The following is an 18,712-nucleotide window of genomic DNA, read 5'->3' as shown; positions in this document are numbered from 1 at the left end:
GGTGAACATTGTCGGACAAATCAAGGAAAAGATGAAAGAAGAAATCCGCCAGGCGGCGGTAAGAGCAGGGCTGGCTTCGGCCGACGAGCTGCCGGATGTGCTGCTTGAGGTGCCGCGCGACAAGGCGCATGGCGACTACTCGACGAACATCGCCATGCAGCTCGCCCGCATCGCGAAAAAACCGCCGCGGGCGATCGCCGAAGCCATCGTCGGGCAGCTTGACCGCGAACGCATGTCGGTCGCCCGCATCGAGATCGCCGGGCCAGGGTTTATTAACTTTTACATGGACAACCGCTATTTGACGGCGGTCGTGCCGGCGATTTTGCAGGCGGGACAAGCGTATGGCGAATCGAACGTCGGCAACGGGGAAAAAGTGCAAGTCGAGTTCGTCTCGGCCAATCCAACCGGAGACCTGCATTTAGGCCATGCCCGCGGCGCGGCGGTCGGCGATTCGCTTTGCAACATTTTGGCGAAAGCCGGGTTTGACGTGACGCGTGAATACTATATTAATGACGCCGGCAAGCAAATTTACAATTTAGCGAAATCGGTCGAAGCCCGTTATTTTCAGGCGCTCGGTGTCGATATGCCGTTGCCGGAGGACGGCTATTACGGCGACGATATCGTCGAAATCGGCAAAAAGCTTGCCGAAGAGTACGGCGACCGGTTTGTCGAAATGGAGGAAGAGGAGAGGCTTGCCTTTTTCCGCGACTATGGGCTCCGCTATGAGCTTGAAAAAATCAAAAAAGACTTGGCCGACTTCCGTGTGCCGTTTGACGTCTGGTATTCGGAAACATCGCTCTATGAAAGCGGAAAAATCGACGAGGCGCTTTCCACTTTGCGCGAGCGCGGCTACATTTACGAGCAGGACGGGGCGACATGGTTCCGTTCGACGGCGTTTGGGGACGACAAAGACCGCGTCTTAATTAAGCAGGACGGCACATATACGTACTTGCTTCCGGACATCGCCTACCATCAAGACAAGCTGCGGCGCGGGTTCAAAAAGCTCATCAACATTTGGGGAGCGGACCACCACGGCTACATTCCGCGCATGAAGGCGGCGATCGCTGCGCTCGGTTATGATCCGGAGGCGCTTGAAGTGGAAATCATTCAAATGGTGAACCTATACCAAAACGGTGAGCGCGTCAAAATGAGCAAGCGCACCGGCAAGGCGGTGACGATGCGCGAGCTCATGGAAGAAGTCGGCGTCGATGCCGTCCGCTATTTCTTTGCAATGCGCTCGGGCGATACGCATTTGGATTTTGACATGGACTTGGCCGTGTCGCAGTCGAATGAAAACCCGGTTTACTACGTCCAATACGCGCACGCCCGCGTTTCGAGCATTCTTCGCCAAGCGGAGGAACAACACATTTCCTATGACGGCGACTTAGCGCTTCACCATCTTGTGGAAACGGAAAAGGAAATCGAGCTGCTCAAAGTGCTCGGCGATTTCCCCGATGTCGTCGCCGAGGCGGCGCTCAAGCGGATGCCGCATCGCGTCACCGCCTATGCATTCGATTTGGCTTCCGCGCTCCATAGCTTTTATAACGCGGAAAAAGTGCTTGATCTGGACAACATCGAAAAAACAAAAGCCCGCCTCGCGCTTGTCAAGGCGGTGCAAATTACGCTGCAAAATGCGTTAGCGCTCATTGGCGTTTCAGCGCCGGAACAAATGTAAACGAACGAGGGGGAGCGACTGCTCCCTCTTTTGTTTGGGCATTCTAAAGAAAAACAGTGGCGGAGGATCAACAAATGAAAGAAGTTGTACTATCGCTCATCACCGGCATCGTTGTCGGCTTTTTGTTCACCTTGCTTCGGTTGCCGATTCCCGCTCCCCCGGCGTTGGCCGGCATCGCCGGCATCGTCGGGGTGTATCTCGGCATGCGGTTGTTTCAATGGTTCACGGTGTTTTGGAAGTAAGCACTTGCATGATCAAACGGGGAACAAAACCCGGTTGGCGCAATTTTGGCAGCATCAAGCCGCCGGAAGCGCCGGCCGGGTTTTTTGCTTCTTCTGTTGTTTGGGAGGGAAATGGAACTTCGGACCGGTCAAAGCCAGGCGGAGATGAGCTGGGAAATCGACTGTTTGCCGCGGTCAAGAAGCGAACGTTTTTGCCAAAAGTCGACCGTCAGCGGCTCGGCGCGCAACAAATCGCGCTCGATCGCCCGTTTGACGAGGCGGGTAAACGCTCGGTCAAACACATAGCAGTTGATTTCGCCGTTCAAAAACAAGCTGCGCCGATCGAAATTTGCTGTGCCGACGTCGCACCACTCCTCATCGATGACGAGCGTTTTGGCATGGTAAAATCCTTGGTAAAAGCGGTAAATGCGCGCGCCGGCTTTCAAGAGTCGATAAAAGTACGGATAGGCAGCCTCTTTGACAAATAAATGGTCCGCCTTCAGCGGCACAAGGACGGTCACACGCACCCCGCGCCGAAGCGCTTGCATCAGCTCGTTAAACAGCGGCCGGCTTGGGATGAAGTATGGGCTGCCGATCATAATTTCTTTTTTCGCCTGGCGGATGACCTCGATAAACTGTTCTTCAAGGGCAGCGCCGTTGGTGGCGACGAGCTGATGGCGAATGGCGCCGGCCGGAAGCGGCGGGAAGTAGCGATGTTTGTCAGGCACCGTCCGGCCCGTTGCTTCTTCCCAGTCGTGCAAAAACTGTTCTTGCAAGTCGTGAACCCCTTCGCCGTTCACTTTTAAGTGGTAATCGCGCCATTCGCCGAAGTTGGCGTCTTTTCCGTTGTATTCGCGGCCGATGTTAAAGCCGCCGATGTAGCCGACCCGCCCGTCGATGACCGTAATTTTCCGATGGTTGCGGCGGTTGAGGCGGTAAATGAAAAACGGAAAGCGCGGCTTTCGGGCATAGGCGAACTCCACCCCGCTTTCCTCGAGCGAACGGATGAGCGCTTTCGGCAGTCCAAAGCTGCCGACCCAATCGGTCAACACTCGCACTTTCACGCCGGCAGCTGCTTTTTCCTTTAAAATCTGGAAAAATGGCGCGCTCGTTTCGTCATTTTTTATAATGTAAAACAAGACGTGAATATGATCGCGGGCGCGGCCTAGTTCAGCGAAGTAATCAGAAAATAAATGCCTGCCGTTGATATAGAGGGAAATATCGCTTCTCCGCTCCGGGTAGACGACTTTTTTGCGCCCATTGCGGAAGATGAACTGTCCAAGCTTGTCATCAAGATAAACGAGCAGCAATACGATGGCAATGACGGAAATGACGACCATATCTTCTCCTCCTATGTCGATTCGGTATTTATTAATGTGCCCGAGAACGCGCAAAACGTTTCAAATTGCATCTACCGTGAACATACCCAAACTCCAAATGAATAAAATTTCCATATTGATGAATTTTTTTCGTCATGGGAGTCTATAGAGGGCTGAACAAATCGATGATTCCCCCGCGATCGCTCCGTTGCAAAGGGAAAGTTTTCGCGGCTGGGATGAAAAAAGGCTATTGACTGAATGCTCATTCATTTGTACAATAGACATAAAGCGAATTCTGAAAATTTCTTTTGTTATGGCAACACATTCGCTCGAAAAACGGGGGAAGGGGAGAGAAGATGAATGCCTTGTTGGTGGTGAACTGGCTCGCGTTTTTGTTTGTAACCGCTTACGCAATTTACTTGTTTGCATATGTCGTAAAAACGCGGGCGATGTACATCAAACTCGGCAAAAAAGTCGAGTTTGACCGCAAAGTAAAAGAGCGGCTGCGAAACATCTGGGTCAACGTGTTCGGCCAGAAAAAGCTGCTCAAGGACAAAAAAAGCGGACTGATCCACGTCGTCTTTTTCTATGGCTTTATTCTCGTCCAATTTGGCGCGATTGATTTCATCATCAAAGGGCTTGCGCCGGGGGCGCATTTGCCGCTTGGGCCGCTGTATGCGGGATTTACGTTTTTCCAAGAAATCGTCACTTTGCTTATTTTGATCGCGGTGCTCGCCGCCTTTTACCGCCGTTACATTGAAAAGCTCGTCCGTTTAAAGCGCGACTTGAAAGCTGGGCTTGTCCTCATCTTCATCGCCGGGCTCATGCTGTCGGTGTTGTTCGGCAACGGGATGAGCATCATTTGGCACGGCGAAGAAGCGACATGGAGCGAGCCGGTCGCCTCGATCATTGCTGCCGCGTTTTCCTGGGTCGGCGAAACGGGGGCTGCGGTGCTCTTCTTTATCGCCTGGTGGGTGCATCTGTTGATTTTGCTCACGTTCCTCGTGTACGTGCCGCAATCAAAGCACGCCCACCTGATCGCTGCGCCGATCAACGTCTTTTTCAGCCGGCTGACGCGGCCGAAGCTTGCGCCGATCCATTTTGAAGACGAAAGCCAAGAATCGTTTGGCGTCGGCAAAATTGAGGATTTCACGCAAAAGCAATTAATCGACTTGTACGCCTGTGTCGAATGCGGCCGCTGCACAAGCATGTGTCCGGCGACCGGCACGGGGAAAATGTTGTCGCCGATGGATTTGATTTTAAAATTGCGCGACCATTTGACGGAAAAAGGGGCGGTCGTCACGTCACGCGCGCCGTGGGTGCCCGCGTTCGCTTTCAAACATACAAGGGGCAATCAGCTCGCGTTCGCCGCGGCGTCGGAGCAGGCGGCGACGATCGAAATGCCAAGCTTAATCGGCGATGTCATCACCGAAGAAGAGATTTGGGCCTGTACGACGTGCCGCAACTGTGAGGACCAATGCCCGGTCATGAATGAGCATGTCGATAAAATCATCGACTTGCGCCGCTATCTTGTCCTGACGGAAGGACGGATGAACCCGGACGCGCAGCGGGCGATGACGAACATCGAACGCCAAGGCAATCCGTGGGGCTTGAACCGAAAAGAGCGGGAGAACTGGCGCGAGCTGCGCGATGATGTGCATGTGCCGACCGTCAAAGAGGCGGCGAAAGCGGGAGAGGAAATCGAGTACTTGTTCTGGGTCGGCTCGATGGGGTCGTATGACAGCCGGAGCCAAAAAATCGCCCTTGCTTTTGCCAAGCTGTTGAACGAAGCAGGCGTCAAGTTTGCGATTTTAGGCAACAAGGAGAAAAACTCGGGCGATACGCCGCGCCGGTTAGGAAATGAGTTTTTGTTCCAAGAATTAGCGACGAACAACATCGCGGAATTTGAAAAAGCGGGCGTCAAGAAAATCGTGACGATCGACCCGCACGCTTACAATACGTTCAAAAATGAGTACCCGGATTTTGGGTTCGAGGCCGAAGTGTATCATCATACCGAGCTGCTCGCCAAGCTCATCGAAGAAGGGCGGCTCGTGCCGAAACATCCGGTGAATGAACGCATTACGTTCCATGACTCGTGCTATTTAGGACGCTACAATGACGTCTATGACGCGCCGCGGAAAATTTTGCGCGCTATCCCGGGCGTCGAGCTTGTCGAAATGGAGCGCAACCGCGAACGCGCCATGTGTTGCGGCGCCGGCGGCGGCCTCATGTGGATGGAGGAGACGACCGGCAACCGGATCAACGTCGCCCGCACTGAGCAAGCGCTCGCTGTCAATCCGACGGTCATCAGCTCCGGCTGTCCGTACTGTCTGACCATGTTGTCAGACGGCACGAAGGCCAAGGAAGTGGAAGACCGCGTCTTTACGTACGATGTCGCTGAATTGTTGGCGAAATCGGTGTTTGGCGAGGAAAAAGAAGAAGCGGCATCATAAAAATAGTTGCATAGATAATTTCTATTTTTTAAAATAGTGAATATAGTAGAAGAGGGGTGTACCGTTGTACACCTTCTCTTTCACACCGCGATCGAGCGAGCGTTCAGTCTGTGTTTTGTAATCGCTTTCTTATCCGATGAAAAGGGGAGAGGAATATGGGAAAAACAGTGATTGTCAGCGGGGCGCGCACCCCGTTCGGAAAATTCGGCGGTTCCTTGCAAGCGCTGTCAGCGTCAGAACTCGGCGGCATTGCCGTGAAAGAAGCGCTTGCCCGCGCGGACGTGAGCGCGGAACAAGTCGATCATGTCATTTTAGGCACCGTCTTGCAAGGCGGACAAGGACAGCTCCCATCGCGGCAGGCGATGCGCCATGCCGGCATTCCGTGGCACGTTCGCACCGAGACGGTCAATAAAGTATGCGCATCGGGCATGCGCGCCGTGACGCTCGCGGATCAGCTCATCCGCTTAGGCGATGCCGATGTCGTTGTCGCGGGCGGGATGGAATCGATGAGCAACGCCCCGTACGTGCTGCCGAAAGCGCGCTGGGGGTTGCGAATGGGCGACAGCACGGTGAAGGATTTAATGGTGTATGATGGCTTGACATGCAGTTTTACCGGCGTCCATATGGGCGTTTATGGCGGGAATACAGCGCGTGAACTTGGCATTACACGCGAGGCGCAGGATGAGTGGGCGTACCGCAGCCATATGCGAGCCATTGCCGCCATCGAAGCCGGTCGGCTCGCGGAAGAGATTGTTCCGGTGACGATTCCGCAGCGCAAAGGAGAGCCGCTTGTCGTCGAACACGACGAGGCGCCGCGCAAAAACACGTCGCTTGAAGCGTTGGCGAAACTGCCGCCGGTGTTTGACCCGGAAGGAACGATCACTGCCGGCAACGCCCCGGGCGTCAACGACGGCGCCGCGGCGCTCGTCTTGATGAGCGAGGAGCGCGCCGCCCGCGAGGGGCTTGAGCCGCTCGCGACTGTTGTCGCCCACACCGCCATCGCCGTTGAGGCGAAAGATTTCCCAAAAACGCCGGGGCTTGTCATCAACGAGCTGCTCCGCAAAACGGGAAAAACGGTCGACGACATTGCCTTGTTCGAAATAAACGAAGCGTTTGCCGCTGTTGCTCTTGCTGCTATCCAAATCGCCGGCCTTGACCCGGAAAAAGTGAACGTCAACGGCGGCGCTGTCGCCCTCGGCCACCCCATCGGCGCGAGCGGCGCACGCATCATCCTCACGCTCATTTATGAGCTGAAACGCCGCGGCGGCGGCCTCGGCATCGCCGCCATCTGCAGCGGCGGCGGCCAAGGCGACGCCATCTTGGTCGAGGTATAACGAGCGGGGCGCGGCGGGCAAGCGGCATGCCGCCGTCGCCTTCCAGTGTTGCGCCAAGGCATAGGATGCGGCGTGTGACCGTCTGCCTCAAGCGTTGCGTCATGAGGCATCGCGCCATGGTGCGGCATGCCGCCGCTGTCTCTGTCGCAGCGCGCGGCACGTTGCTCATTGCCGCAACAGCCGCGGCATCAACGGTTGACAGCAGGGGTTGTTGTGATGACGATGCAAAGACCGGTTGCCGTTGGCTGCTGGCGGCAGTGAGGCATATGAGTTTGAGCGCGGAACAGGAAACGCAAAGCGGACGATAGGGGGAACAGAAGATGGATGTGAAAACAATCATGGTCGTCGGCGCCGGACAGATGGGGTCAGGAATCGCTCAAGTGTGCGCCGTCGCCGGCTATCAAGTGTTTTTGTACGACATTAGCGAAGCGCAGTTGGACAAAGGAATCGCCAACATCGAAAAAGGGCTCGCCCGCCAAGTGGAAAAAGGGAAAATGACAGCGGCGGACAAAGACGCAGCGCTCGCGCGGCTTGCCCGCTCGACCGACTTGCATGCCGCCGCCAAAGCGGATCTTGTCATTGAAGCGGTCGTCGAAAACATGGACGTGAAAACAAAGCTGTTCGCCGAGCTCGATGCGCTCGCCCGCCCGGAGACGATTTTAGCGTCGAACACGTCGTCGCTGCCGATTACGGAAATTGCCGCCGCGACGAAACGGCCAGAGAAAGTGATCGGCATGCACTTTATGAACCCGGTGCCGGTGATGAAGCTCGTCGAAATTATCCGCGGATTGGCGACGGCTGATGACGTGTATGAAACGATCGAAGCCGTTGCCCGCAAGCTCGGCAAAGTGCCGGTCGAAGTGAACGACTTTCCGGGCTTTATTTCGAACCGCGTCCTCATGCCGATGATCAACGAAGCGATTTACGCCTTGTACGAAGGGGTGGCGACCAAAGAAGCCATCGATGAAGTGATGAAGCTCGGCATGAACCATCCGATGGGTCCGCTGACGCTCGCTGATTTTATCGGGCTCGATACGTGCTTATACATTATGGAAACGCTTCATGAGGGGTTCGGCGATGACAAATACCGCCCATGCCCGCTCTTGCGCAAATATGTGAAAGCCGGCTGGCTCGGCCGCAAGACGGGCCGCGGATTTTACACGTATGAATAAACCGCTTGGCGTCGCTCCAGGACAACGCCGAAGCGTGCCGCAATGTGCGTGGGGCGGCGCCCGCTATGCTGTCTGCCGACCGTAACGCCGCACGTTAGGTGCATGCGGGAACGCTGTTTTACAGCCTATAAGGCAAATCTATAGAATCGTTCAGCTGCCTGCTGGCTGCCCCATGGAGCGGAGGAGCGCCTGAAAACACCATTGTGTCAGCGACATCGGAAGGAGGCCATTTCATGGAATTTCGCTTCACCGAAGAGCAGGAAATGATGCGGGAAATGGTGCGCGAGTTCGCCGCGGCGGAGATCGCCCCATTTGTCGAGCGCATGGAACAAGGGGAGTTTCCGCGCCCGATTTTAGCGAAAATGGCCGAACTCGGCCTAATGGGCATCACTGTCCCGGAGCAATATGGCGGCGCGGGTATGGACTTTGTTTCGTACATCATCGCCATTCATGAAATTTCTAAAGTGAGCCCGACCGTCGGTGTCATCTTATCGGTGCACACGTCGGTCGGCACGAATCCGATCTTGTATTTCGGCACCGAAGAGCAGAAACAAAAATACGTGACAAAGCTCGCCCGAGGTGAGTACTTGGGGGCGTTTTGCCTTACTGAACCGAGCGCCGGCTCGGATGCGAAAAGCTTGAAGACGAAAGCGGTGCGCCGTGGAGATCGTTATGTGCTAAACGGCTCAAAAATATTCATCACCAACGGCGGGGAGGCAGATACGTACATCGTCTTCGCCCGCACGAATCCGGAAGAAGCCGGAAGCCGCGGCATTTCCGCGTTCATTGTGGAAAAAGGGACGCCAGGGATGTCGATTGGCAAAGATGAGAAGAAGATGGGGCTGCACGGGTCGCGGACGGTGACCATTACGTTTGAAGACGCCGAAGTGCCGGCGGAAAACTTGCTCGGTCAGGAAGGGGAAGGATTTAAAATCGCGATGGCCAACCTTGACGTCGGTCGGATCGGCATCGCCGCCCAAGCGCTCGGCATCGCGGAGGCGGCAGTCGAACATGCCGTCGCCTACGCGAAAGAGCGGGTGCAGTTTGGCAAACCGATCATCGAGCAGCAAGGCGTCGCTTTCAAGCTTGCCGATATGGCGACGGCGGCGGAAGCGGCGAAATGGCTCGTCTATCGCGCCGCTTGGCTGCGCGCGCAAGGGCTGCCGTGCGGAAAAGAGGCGTCGATGGCGAAGCTCTTCGCTTCACAAACAGCGATGGACAATGCCATCGAGGCGGTGCAAATTTTCGGCGGCAACGGCTACACGAAAGACTACCCGGTCGAGCGGCTGTTCCGTGACGCGAAAATTACGCAAATTTACGAAGGAACGAGCGAAATTCAGCGCATCGTCATCAGCAAACATTTGTAGCCAGGCATGTTGATGAACCAATCCAAACCAGATGAGAAGGCTCTGTTCCTAGCTTTTCTGCCGTAGTCGGCAAGCCGTTCGCTTGCCGACTGGGCATGAGACAGCATGCCCTCCTCGAACAATGAACGTTTTGCGGGCAAATGGCATTTGCCCGTCGGCGTTCTTGTTCGAGGGAAGAGGCAGAAAAGCTTGTGTTCAGTCAGCTCATGATTGGCAACCGAATGAAATGGTGGAATCAGCCGCAAGCCGTCGGGTCTTCGGAAGGCTGAACAACGCCGCTTTCAGGGATGGAGGCATAAACACGGGGCTCTGTCATTTGCTGCGTTTTGTTGTGCAGCCGGAGCGATCCTATTCTCTTTTCCCAACAACGATTCGTTGTCTGTTTTTGGAAAACGGTGATCACGCTGGCACGGGGGACGAGGATTTCGGATATATAGGAAAACGGGGGAATGAAACGATGAACTTTCGATTGAGCGAAGAACATGAAATGCTGCGAAAAATGGTGCGCGAATTTGCCGAAAATGAGGTAGCGCCGACTGCCGCTGAGCGCGACGAAGAAGAGCGGTTTGACCGCGGCATTTTCAACAAAATGGCGGAACTCGGTTTAACAGGCATTCCGTGGCCGGAAGAATACGGCGGCATTGGCAGCGATTATTTGGCCTATGTCATTGCCGTTGAGGAGCTGTCGCGCGTCTGCGCCTCGACCGGGGTGACGCTTTCCGCGCATATATCGCTCGCCAGCTGGCCGATTTACAAGTTCGGCAACGAAGAACAAAAGCAGAAGTATTTGCGCGCCTTAGCGACTGGGGAAAAACTAGGGGCATATGCTCTGTCCGAGCCGGGGGCGGGGTCGGATGTCGCCTCGATGAAAACGCGTGCGGTAAAAGACGGGGACCACTACATTTTAAACGGCTCGAAAGTATGGATCACCAACGGCGGCGAAGCGGAAATTTACGTCGTATTTGCCGTCACCGATCCGGAAAAGCGGCATAAAGGGATCAGCGCCTTTATCGTGGAAAAAGGAACGCCGGGCTTTTCGTTCGGCAAAAAGGAAAAGAAACTCGGCATTCGTTCGTCGCCGACGACGGAGCTCATTTTTGAAGACTGCCGCATTCCGAAAGAAAACTTGCTCGGTCAAGAAGGAGAAGGGTTTAAAATCGCCATGATGACGCTCGATGGCGGCCGCAACGGCATCGCCGCCCAAGCGGTCGGCATTGCCCAGGGCGCGCTGGATGCGGCGGTGGACTATGCGAAACAGCGCGTCCAGTTCGGCAAACCGATCATCGAGCAGCAAGGGGTCGCTTTCAAGCTCGCTGACATGGCGACGGCCATTGAAGCGGCGCGGCTCTTGACCTATCAAGCGGCATGGTTGGAGTCGAATGGCTTGCCGTACGGCAAAGCATCCGCCATGGCGAAACTGTTTGCCGGCGACACGGCGATGAAAGTGACGGTCGAGGCGGTGCAAATTTTCGGCGGCAACGGCTACACGAAGGACTACCCGGTCGAGCGGTTTATGCGCGACGCGAAGATTACGCAAATTTACGAAGGAACGCAAGAAATCCAACGCCTTGTCATTTCGCGCATGTTGACACGCAATTAAACATTGCGTGTCCACTCATTCGTGTTGACACGCAATTAAACATTGCGCGTCAACTCATTCGTGTTAGCGCGCGATTGAAACATTGTGCGTCATTTCAATGGTTTTGGATCTGAACGGCGGCTTGGCGCTTTGGGGAAGGGCGCACGGATAGGCATGGGGCGGGGCGGCGCCCCGCCGTCAAATGGGAATGGGGGAGAGACAACGAACATGAAAAAACGGGAAGTGATTGCATCGGTCAAAGACGAAAAGCTCGTGAAAAAACGGCGCAATGAGATGATTAAAGGCGCGATTTCCTTGTTTAAACAAAAAGGTTTCCACCAAACGACGACAAGGGAGATCGCCAAAGCGTCCGGCTTCAGCATCGGCACGTTGTACGAGTACATCCGCAAGAAAGAAGACGTCCTCTATCTCGTGTGCGACCGCATTTACGACGAAGTGCGGGAGCGGACGGAACAAGACCTCGGTGCCCACCATGGCACGATCGAAGGGCTGAGGCGCGCCATTGCCCACTATTTCCGCGTTGTTGATGAACTCGATGATGAAGTGCTCGTCATGTATCAAGAAGTGAAAGCGCTAAGCAAAGAATCGCTGCCGTATGTGTTGAATAAAGAACTCGATATGGCGGCGATTTTCGAACATATTTTGCGCGCATGCGTTGAGAACGGGGCGTTGCAGCTTTCTGAAAGCGAAATCCGCCTGTTTGCCCACAACATCGTCGTTCTTGGGCAAATGTGGGCGTTCCGCCGTTGGGTGCTGCGGAAAATGTATACACTCGATGAATATATCGAACTGCAAACCGAGTTTTTATTAAAGGGGATTATGGAGAAACAGCGAGTCTAAAAGGGGGAGAAGAAACGATGGCGCACATTTACCGTCCGAAGCATCACGTCCGCTTTGTGACTGCATCGAGCTTGTTTGACGGCCATGACGCCTCAATCAACATTATGCGCCGCATTTTGCAGGCGAGCGGCGCCGAGGTCATCCATTTAGGCCATAACCGCTCGGTGGAGGAAATCGTCAATGCCGCCATTCAGGAAGATGTGCAAGGCATTGCCGTCTCCTCGTATCAAGGCGGGCATATGGAATTTTTTAAATATATGTACGATCTTCTAAAAGAGCGGGGAGCGTCCCATATCCGCATTTACGGCGGCGGGGGCGGCGTCATCATCCCGCGGGAAATCAAAGAGCTGCACGAATATGGCATCGCCCGCATTTTCTCGCCGGAAGACGGCCGACGCCTCGGCTTGCAAGGGATGATCAACGTCATGCTTGAAGAGTGCGATTTTCCGACCGTGACGACGGTGACCGATGAACTGGAGCGGCTTCCGTCCGGCGATGTGCAGGCGATCGCCCGGCTCATCACGCTGTGCGAATACCGCGCTGAGGCGGACAACAAAGAGGCGGCCGCGGCGGCGGAAGCCGCCATTGAACAAGTGAAGGCGCTCGAGAAGCGCGTGCCGGTGCTCGGCATCACCGGCACAGGCGGGGCTGGGAAAAGCTCGCTCACCGATGAGCTCGTCCGCCGCTTTTTAAACGAAATTCCTGATATCAAAATCGCGATCTTGTCCGTCGACCCGACGAAGCAAAAAACGGGCGGGGCGCTGTTGGGCGACCGCATCCGGATGAACTCGATCAACTCGCCGCGCGTTTACATGAGAAGTTTGGCCACGCGCCATTCCCGCACGGAACTGTCACCGGCGATTCGCGACGCCATTTCGGTTGTCAAAGCGGCCGGATTTGATCTTGTCATCATTGAAACGAGCGGGATCGGCCAAGGCGACGCCGCCATTACCGAAGTGTGCGACGTGTCGATGTACGTCATGACAAGCGAGTTCGGCGCGCCGACGCAGCTTGAGAAAATCGACATGATCGATTATGCCGATTTGATTGTCATTAATAAATTCGAGCGCAAAGGGTCAGAAGACGCAAAACGACAAGTGCAAAAACAATATCAGCGCAGCCATCAGCTGTTTGACCGCGATGTTTCGGAAATGCCGGTGTACGGCACGATCGCCAGCCAGTTTAACGACCCGGGCACGAATACGCTCTTTGTCGCGCTTGTGGATACGATCAATCAAAAAGCAGGAACGAATTGGAAAACAAGCTTGAAAACGGTCGCCAATGTCGAAAAGCATAATGTCATCATTCCGAACGAGCGCCGCTACTATTTGCGCGAAATCGCGGAAACGGTCCGTTCGTACCACCGCCGCGCCGAGCAGCAAGTCGAGGTGGCCCGACGCCTCTTCCAAATCGAAGGGGCCATCGAAGCGGCGAAGGAACGGGGCGAAGCTGAAGACGTGATCCGCGCGCTCGAGACGCTCAAAGCGGATTATGAGGCGAAATTGACGCCGGAATCGAAGCGCATTTTGGCGACATGGGAAGAAACGAAAGCGAAATATGCGGCAAAACAATTTGTCACGAAAGTGCGCGATAAAGAAATCGTTACCGAACTGACGACGAAAACGTTGTCCGGTTTGGACATTCCGAAAGTCGTCTTGCCGAAATTCAAAGACTACGGAGAGATTTTGCGCTGGGTGTATAAAGAAAATGTCCCTGGCTCGTTCCCGTATACGGCCGGCGTCTTCCCGTTCAAGCGCCAAGGCGAAGACCCGAAACGGCAGTTTGCCGGCGAAGGGACGCCGGAGCGCACGAACCGCCGCTTCCATTACTTGTGCAAAGAAGACAAGGCGAAGCGGCTCAGCACCGCGTTCGACTCCGTGACGCTCTATGGCGAAGACCCGGACTACCGGCCGGACATTTTCGGCAAAGTCGGGGAAAGCGGCGTCAGCGTTTGTACGCTCGATGACATGAAAAAACTGTACAAAGGGTTTGACTTGTGCGACCCGCTCACATCCGTGTCGATGACGATCAACGGTCCGGCTCCGATTTTGCTGGCGATGTTTATGAATACGGCGATTGACCAGCAAGTCGAGAAAAAGGAAGCCGAGCTTGGCCGCCCGCTCACGCCGGAAGAGTACGAACAAGTGAAGGAATGGACGCTGCAAACGGTGCGCGGCACGGTTCAAGCCGATATTTTGAAGGAAGACCAAGGGCAAAACACGTGCATTTTCTCGACCGATTTCGCCTTAAAAATGATGGGCGACATTCAAGAGTATTTCATCAAGCACCGCGTCCGCAACTACTACTCGGTGTCGATCTCCGGCTACCATATCGCCGAGGCGGGGGCGAACCCGATCACGCAGCTGGCGTTTACGCTTGCGAACGGCTTTACGTACGTCGAGTATTACTTGAGCCGCGGCATGCACATTGACGATTTTGCGCCGAACTTGTCGTTTTTCTTCAGCAACGGCCTCGATCCGGAGTATTCGGTCATCGGCCGCGTCGCCCGCCGCATTTGGGCGATCGTCATGCGCGAAAAATACGGCGCCAACGAACGGAGCCAGAAACTGAAATACCATATCCAAACGTCCGGCCGTTCATTGCACGCGCAGGAGATCGATTTCAACGACATCCGCACGACGCTACAGGCGCTTCTGGCGATTTACGACAACTGCAACTCGCTGCATACGAATGCCTATGACGAAGCGATCACGACACCGACCGAAGAGTCGGTCCGTCGGGCGATGGCGATCCAACTCATTATCACGAAAGAGTTTGGCCTGACCAAAAACGAAAACCCGCTCCAAGGGTCGTTCATCATTGAAGAGCTGACCGATTTGGTTGAAGAAGCGGTGTTGCAAGAGTTTGAACGGCTCAACGACCGCGGCGGCGTGCTCGGGGCGATGGAGATGCAATACCAGCGCGGCAAAATTCAAGACGAATCGCTTTACTATGAAACGAAGAAACATAGCGGTGAACTGCCGATCATCGGCGTCAACACGTTCTTGAACCCGAATCCGCCGTCAGAGGACGAACTGAACAACATCCAGCTCGCCCGGGCGACGTATGAAGAAAAAGAGACGCAAATCCGCAACTTGCGCGAATTCCAAGAGCGGAACAAAGACAAAGCCGGCCCGGCGCTCGAACGGCTGAAGCAAGTGGCGACAAGCGGCGGCAACATTTTCGAAGAATTGATGGAAACGGTGAAAGTCGCCAGCCTTGGACAAATCACCCGCGCCTTGTACGAAGTCGGAGGACAATACCGGCGGAATATGTAATTCAAGGGCGTTCCGTTGTTCGCAGCTTTCGATGGACGGCCTCGATCACAATGGATAACGGCCCGTTGAACTTTAGCAGATCGGTAGAATGATCGGCAGCCGCTGTTGGCGTACTGGCCCGCCGGAGGCGAAACGAACGGAACGCGAATTGGGCCAAAAGATCAAGACGAATGGGCTTCGTAAGGAAAAAGTGGAGCGGTGTGAACAAAGGTGATTGTGACAACGGATATGTCGGAATCGGAAGGAGGGCCGCCCTCGCCGCAGGGCTGCCCTCTTTTGCTTTTTTCGGCAAATGGGTAGCATAAACCCCGACAATTTGTTTATAATGAATGGTATGTATTCCACTTGCATTCATTTGTTTCATTAATATAGAAGGGGAGTGCTGAACTTGAGCCTGCAGCAGCAATACTCGCCGGAGGAATTGCAGGAGATGTCGTTCGTCGAGCTGGCGAACCTCATTTTGCTTGACAAGCGGGAGGCGCTGCCGTTTGATCAACTCGTTCGTGAAGCAGCAGCGCTGGCCGGCATATCGGAAGAAGAGATGGAGGCGCGGCTGGCCCAATATTACACCGATTTAAACATCGACGGCCGGTTTATTTGCGTTGGGGAAAACGTCTGGGGATTGCGCGCATGGTATCCGTTTGACCAGACAGAAGACGAAACGGTGACGATCGTCAAGCCGAAGAAGAAGAAAAAAGCGCTTGACGATGAATACGATGAATACGATGAGTTGCTTGAAGATGAAGATCTCGATTACGACGATTTGGATGAATATGATGGGGAAGAGCTCGAGCTTGATGAAGACGAGCTCTTGGAAGATGAAGAATTCGATCTGGACGAAGACGTCGCGTTTGACGATGACATTCTCGGCGATGAAGAGTTTGAGCTGGACGATGCGCCGCTTGATGAAGAGCTTGATCTCGAAGAGCCGGAGGAAGACGAATAACCGCTTGACTTTGCCAGGGGAACCCGGTACAATGTGTGTTGGGCTCTTGAAAACGAACAAATCGATCGCTCCCTTACGTACGGTAAGCGGAGCGTTTTTTATTTGCGCCTTTCGCAAACACTGAAACTGTTACCGCAATTTCGGCAAGGGGGAAGACAAAATGACGAAATACATTTTTGTGACGGGCGGCGTTGTTTCCTCGCTCGGGAAAGGGATTACGGCGGCTTCGCTTGGACGTTTGTTGAAAAACCGCGGGTTGAACGTGACGATCCAAAAGTTTGACCCGTACATTAACGTCGACCCAGGGACGATGAGCCCGTATCAGCACGGCGAGGTGTTCGTCACGGACGACGGTGCAGAGACGGATTTGGATTTAGGGCATTATGAACGGTTCATCGATATTAATTTAAACAAATACAGCAACGTGACGACAGGAAAAATTTATTCCGCCGTCATCCGCAAAGAGCGCCGCGGCGATTACCTAGGCGGCACGGTGCAAGTCATTCCGCACATTACCAACGAAATTAAAGAGCGCGTCTTCCGGGCCGGAAGAGAGACGAACGCCGATGTCGTCATTACGGAGATCGGCGGCACGGTCGGCGATATTGAATCGCTTCCGTTTTTAGAAGCGATCCGCCAAATCAAAAGCGATGTTGGACGCGAAAACGTCATGTACATCCACTGCACGCTCGTGCCGTACATCAAGGCGGCTGGGGAAATGAAAACGAAGCCGACGCAGCACAGCGTGAAAGAATTGCGCAGCCTCGGCATTCAGCCGAACGTCATCGTCGTGCGCACGGAAATGCCGATGCCGCAGGAAATGAAAGAGAAAATCGCCCTCTTTTGCGACATCGATCCGAAAGCGGTCATCGAGGCGCGCGATGCCGACACGCTGTATGCGGTCCCGCTTATGCTTCAAGAACAAAAACTGGACCAAATCGTGTGCGAACATTTGCGCCTCAACTGCCGCGAAGCGGATATGACCGAATGGAAGGCGCTCGTCGAGAAAGTGCGCAACTTATCGAAAACGACGAAAATCGCTTTGGTCGGCAAATACGTCGAGCTTCCGGACGCCTATATTTCTGTTGTTGAGGCGCTCCGTCATGCGGGGTATGCGTTTGACACCGACATTGATATTCAGTGGATCAATGCGGAGCATGTGACGCGTGACAATGTGGCCGACCTGTTGAAAGATGCGGACGGCATTTTGGTTCCGGGCGGGTTCGGCGACCGCGGGGTCGAAGGGAAGATTGAGGCGATCCGCTACGCCCGCGAGCAGCGCGTGCCGTTTTTGGGCATTTGCTTAGGAATGCAGCTTGCCTCGATTGAATTTGCTCGCCATGTTGTCGGGTTGTCCGGCGCCCATTCGTCCGAGTTTGACCCGAACACGCCGCATCCGATCATCGACTTGCTTCCGGAGCAGAAGGATGTCGAAGATTTAGGCGGCACGCTCCGCCTCGGCTTGTATCCGTGCAAGCTGCAGGAAGGGACGCTTGCCTACGCCGCCTACGGCGATGAAGTCATTTACGAGCGCCATCGCCATCGGTACGAATTCAACAACCAATACCGGCCGATCATGGAAGAGCACGGCTTCGTCTTTTCCGGCACGAGTCCGGACGGACGGTTGGTTGAAGTGATCGAACTCAAGGATCATCCGTGGTTCGTCGCCGCGCAATTCCATCCGGAATTCACCTCGCGCCCGACGCGGCCGCAGCCGCTGTTCCGCGAGTTTGTCAGAGCGTCGCTGAAAGAGTGACGAAAAAGGGGCTGTCCCAAAAAAGCCGTAGAACGGCCTTTTGGGTTCAGCCCCCTTTCTTTTTTGGATATTTTTCATCTTGTCAAGCACGATGCCCATTGATCAGGCGCCGTTTTTTGGGCGGTTTCTATACCTCTTTGCCTTCAGCCGGCGGGAGAGCGCTCGCTTTCATGGCGGCTGTTATTCATATTCCGCCAAAATTTCATCGAGCAAAACGCGCAGTCCGTAGTAGATGAATGAAGCGGTGATGATCGTCGGCATGCCGATGCGGCGGCCGTCTTCGGTCGGCACGAGCGGGCGGGAAAGTTTGCTGTCGATAAAGACGGTGGCCATATCGGCCAGTCCGGGTTCATCCTTGACGAGCGCCGCGACGGCCACTGCATCGACGCCGTGCGCCTGCAGCTGTTCGACGAGGCGAATGGCCTCAGGATCGGCGGAAAAGCGGGCAAATAGAAGCGCTCGGTCCGTTTCCTGCCATTCATCGGTTGCTGTCGGCTCAAGCCGTTTGGCTTTCGGCAGCGGATCGGGGCCAAGAAGCGCGGCGGTGACGACCGCATCGAGTTCACCTATGCCATACAGCCAAATGCGCCCATCACCGATGGCGGCCTGAGCGAGCAGACGCGCCCCGTCTTCGAGCGCCAGCTCTTCGTCCGCGGCGATTTTTTGCAACAATCCGATCGTTTGCGTCGTTAAAATTTTCACGGTTCGGCCTCCCTTCGCCGCTATTATACAAAATCGGCAAACAACAAGA

The 18,712-nt window shown here is 54.9% G+C and carries 14 protein-coding genes; 12 read left to right on the top strand and 2 right to left on the bottom strand.

The features are described 5' to 3' along the window. The first annotated feature begins 1 nt into the window (after position 1). The gene (argS, locus tag GC56T3_RS17615) at positions 2–1,675 is read left to right on the top strand and encodes an arginine--tRNA ligase (RefSeq protein WP_011232868.1); all 1,674 of its coding nucleotides are present in this window, start codon (positions 2–4) and stop codon (positions 1,673–1,675) included. A gap of 74 nt (positions 1,676–1,749) precedes the next feature. After that, complete coding sequence (locus GC56T3_RS17610) at positions 1,750–1,917, top strand: XapX domain-containing protein (RefSeq protein WP_013146634.1); 168 nt, start codon at positions 1,750–1,752, stop codon at positions 1,915–1,917. Positions 1,918–2,045: 128 nt separating this feature from the next. Here GC56T3_RS17610 and cls read toward each other — a convergent pair whose 3' ends face one another. Next, a complete protein-coding gene (gene cls / locus GC56T3_RS17605; RefSeq protein WP_013146633.1) occupies positions 2,046–3,236 on the bottom strand; it encodes a cardiolipin synthase in 1,191 nt (396 codons plus the stop codon). Between the two features lie 335 nt (positions 3,237–3,571). Between cls and GC56T3_RS17600 the strand changes: the two genes are divergently transcribed. From GC56T3_RS17600 to GC56T3_RS17555, 10 genes are all read left to right on the top strand, one after another. Further along, on the top strand, positions 3,572–5,668 hold the full coding sequence (locus tag GC56T3_RS17600) for a 4Fe-4S dicluster domain-containing protein (RefSeq protein ID WP_013146632.1): 2,097 nt from the start codon (positions 3,572–3,574) through the stop codon (positions 5,666–5,668). A gap of 155 nt (positions 5,669–5,823) precedes the next feature. Beyond that, complete coding sequence (locus GC56T3_RS17595) at positions 5,824–7,002, top strand: acetyl-CoA C-acetyltransferase (protein ID WP_013146631.1); 1,179 nt, start codon at positions 5,824–5,826, stop codon at positions 7,000–7,002. Positions 7,003–7,118: 116 nt separating this feature from the next. After that, positions 7,119–7,310, top strand: coding sequence for a hypothetical protein (locus GC56T3_RS19065; RefSeq protein WP_080997802.1), 192 nt, complete (start codon positions 7,119–7,121; stop codon positions 7,308–7,310). Positions 7,311–7,322: 12 nt separating this feature from the next. Beyond that, positions 7,323–8,174, top strand: coding sequence for a 3-hydroxybutyryl-CoA dehydrogenase (locus GC56T3_RS17590; RefSeq protein ID WP_013146630.1), 852 nt, complete (start codon positions 7,323–7,325; stop codon positions 8,172–8,174). A gap of 233 nt (positions 8,175–8,407) precedes the next feature. Further along, a complete protein-coding gene (locus GC56T3_RS17585; protein ID WP_013146629.1) occupies positions 8,408–9,541 on the top strand; it encodes an acyl-CoA dehydrogenase in 1,134 nt (377 codons plus the stop codon). Between the two features lie 457 nt (positions 9,542–9,998). After that, on the top strand, positions 9,999–11,141 hold the full coding sequence (locus tag GC56T3_RS17580) for an acyl-CoA dehydrogenase (RefSeq protein WP_011232860.1): 1,143 nt from the start codon (positions 9,999–10,001) through the stop codon (positions 11,139–11,141). A gap of 207 nt (positions 11,142–11,348) precedes the next feature. Next, complete coding sequence (locus GC56T3_RS17575) at positions 11,349–11,981, top strand: TetR/AcrR family transcriptional regulator (RefSeq protein ID WP_013146628.1); 633 nt, start codon at positions 11,349–11,351, stop codon at positions 11,979–11,981. A 17-nt stretch (positions 11,982–11,998) separates the two neighbouring features. After that, the gene (icmF, locus tag GC56T3_RS17570) at positions 11,999–15,259 is read left to right on the top strand and encodes a fused isobutyryl-CoA mutase/GTPase IcmF (RefSeq protein ID WP_013146627.1); all 3,261 of its coding nucleotides are present in this window, start codon (positions 11,999–12,001) and stop codon (positions 15,257–15,259) included. Between the two features lie 388 nt (positions 15,260–15,647). Continuing rightward, the gene (gene rpoE / locus GC56T3_RS17560; RefSeq protein WP_013146626.1) at positions 15,648–16,205 is read left to right on the top strand and encodes a DNA-directed RNA polymerase subunit delta; all 558 of its coding nucleotides are present in this window, start codon (positions 15,648–15,650) and stop codon (positions 16,203–16,205) included. 160 nt (positions 16,206–16,365) lie between these two features. Beyond that, the gene (locus GC56T3_RS17555; protein ID WP_011232856.1) at positions 16,366–17,961 is read left to right on the top strand and encodes a CTP synthase; all 1,596 of its coding nucleotides are present in this window, start codon (positions 16,366–16,368) and stop codon (positions 17,959–17,961) included. Between the two features lie 180 nt (positions 17,962–18,141). Here the strand turns inward: GC56T3_RS17555 and GC56T3_RS17550 are convergent, their stop codons facing one another. Continuing rightward, the gene (locus tag GC56T3_RS17550) at positions 18,142–18,663 is read right to left on the bottom strand and encodes a DUF2529 domain-containing protein (RefSeq protein ID WP_013146625.1); all 522 of its coding nucleotides are present in this window, start codon (positions 18,661–18,663) and stop codon (positions 18,142–18,144) included. Positions 18,664–18,712: the final 49 nt, after the last annotated feature.

This window comes from Geobacillus sp. C56-T3, assembly GCF_000092445.1.
In the GTDB taxonomy this organism is placed as follows: Bacteria; Bacillota; Bacilli; order Bacillales; family Anoxybacillaceae; genus Geobacillus; species Geobacillus thermoleovorans.
Note: the sequence above shows the minus strand (reverse complement) of the source record. Positions and strands in the feature narration are given on the sequence as shown.

Bases quoted from the DNA above. Each gene is read 5' to 3' on its own strand.
- GC56T3_RS17610 (WP_013146634.1), top strand. From the start codon at position 1,750: ATGAAAGAAGTTGTACTATCGCTCATCACCGGCATCGTTGTCGGCTTT.
- cls (WP_013146633.1), bottom strand. From the start codon at position 3,236: ATGGTCGTCATTTCCGTCATTGCCATCGTATTGCTGCTCGTTTATCTT.
- GC56T3_RS17600 (WP_013146632.1), top strand. From the start codon at position 3,572: ATGAATGCCTTGTTGGTGGTGAACTGGCTCGCGTTTTTGTTTGTAACC.
- GC56T3_RS17595 (WP_013146631.1), top strand. From the start codon at position 5,824: ATGGGAAAAACAGTGATTGTCAGCGGGGCGCGCACCCCGTTCGGAAAA.
- GC56T3_RS19065 (WP_080997802.1), top strand. From the start codon at position 7,119: ATGGTGCGGCATGCCGCCGCTGTCTCTGTCGCAGCGCGCGGCACGTTG.
- GC56T3_RS17590 (WP_013146630.1), top strand. From the start codon at position 7,323: ATGGATGTGAAAACAATCATGGTCGTCGGCGCCGGACAGATGGGGTCA.
- GC56T3_RS17585 (WP_013146629.1), top strand. From the start codon at position 8,408: ATGGAATTTCGCTTCACCGAAGAGCAGGAAATGATGCGGGAAATGGTG.
- GC56T3_RS17580 (WP_011232860.1), top strand. From the start codon at position 9,999: ATGAACTTTCGATTGAGCGAAGAACATGAAATGCTGCGAAAAATGGTG.
- GC56T3_RS17575 (WP_013146628.1), top strand. From the start codon at position 11,349: ATGAAAAAACGGGAAGTGATTGCATCGGTCAAAGACGAAAAGCTCGTG.
- icmF (WP_013146627.1), top strand. From the start codon at position 11,999: ATGGCGCACATTTACCGTCCGAAGCATCACGTCCGCTTTGTGACTGCA.
- GC56T3_RS17555 (WP_011232856.1), top strand. From the start codon at position 16,366: ATGACGAAATACATTTTTGTGACGGGCGGCGTTGTTTCCTCGCTCGGG.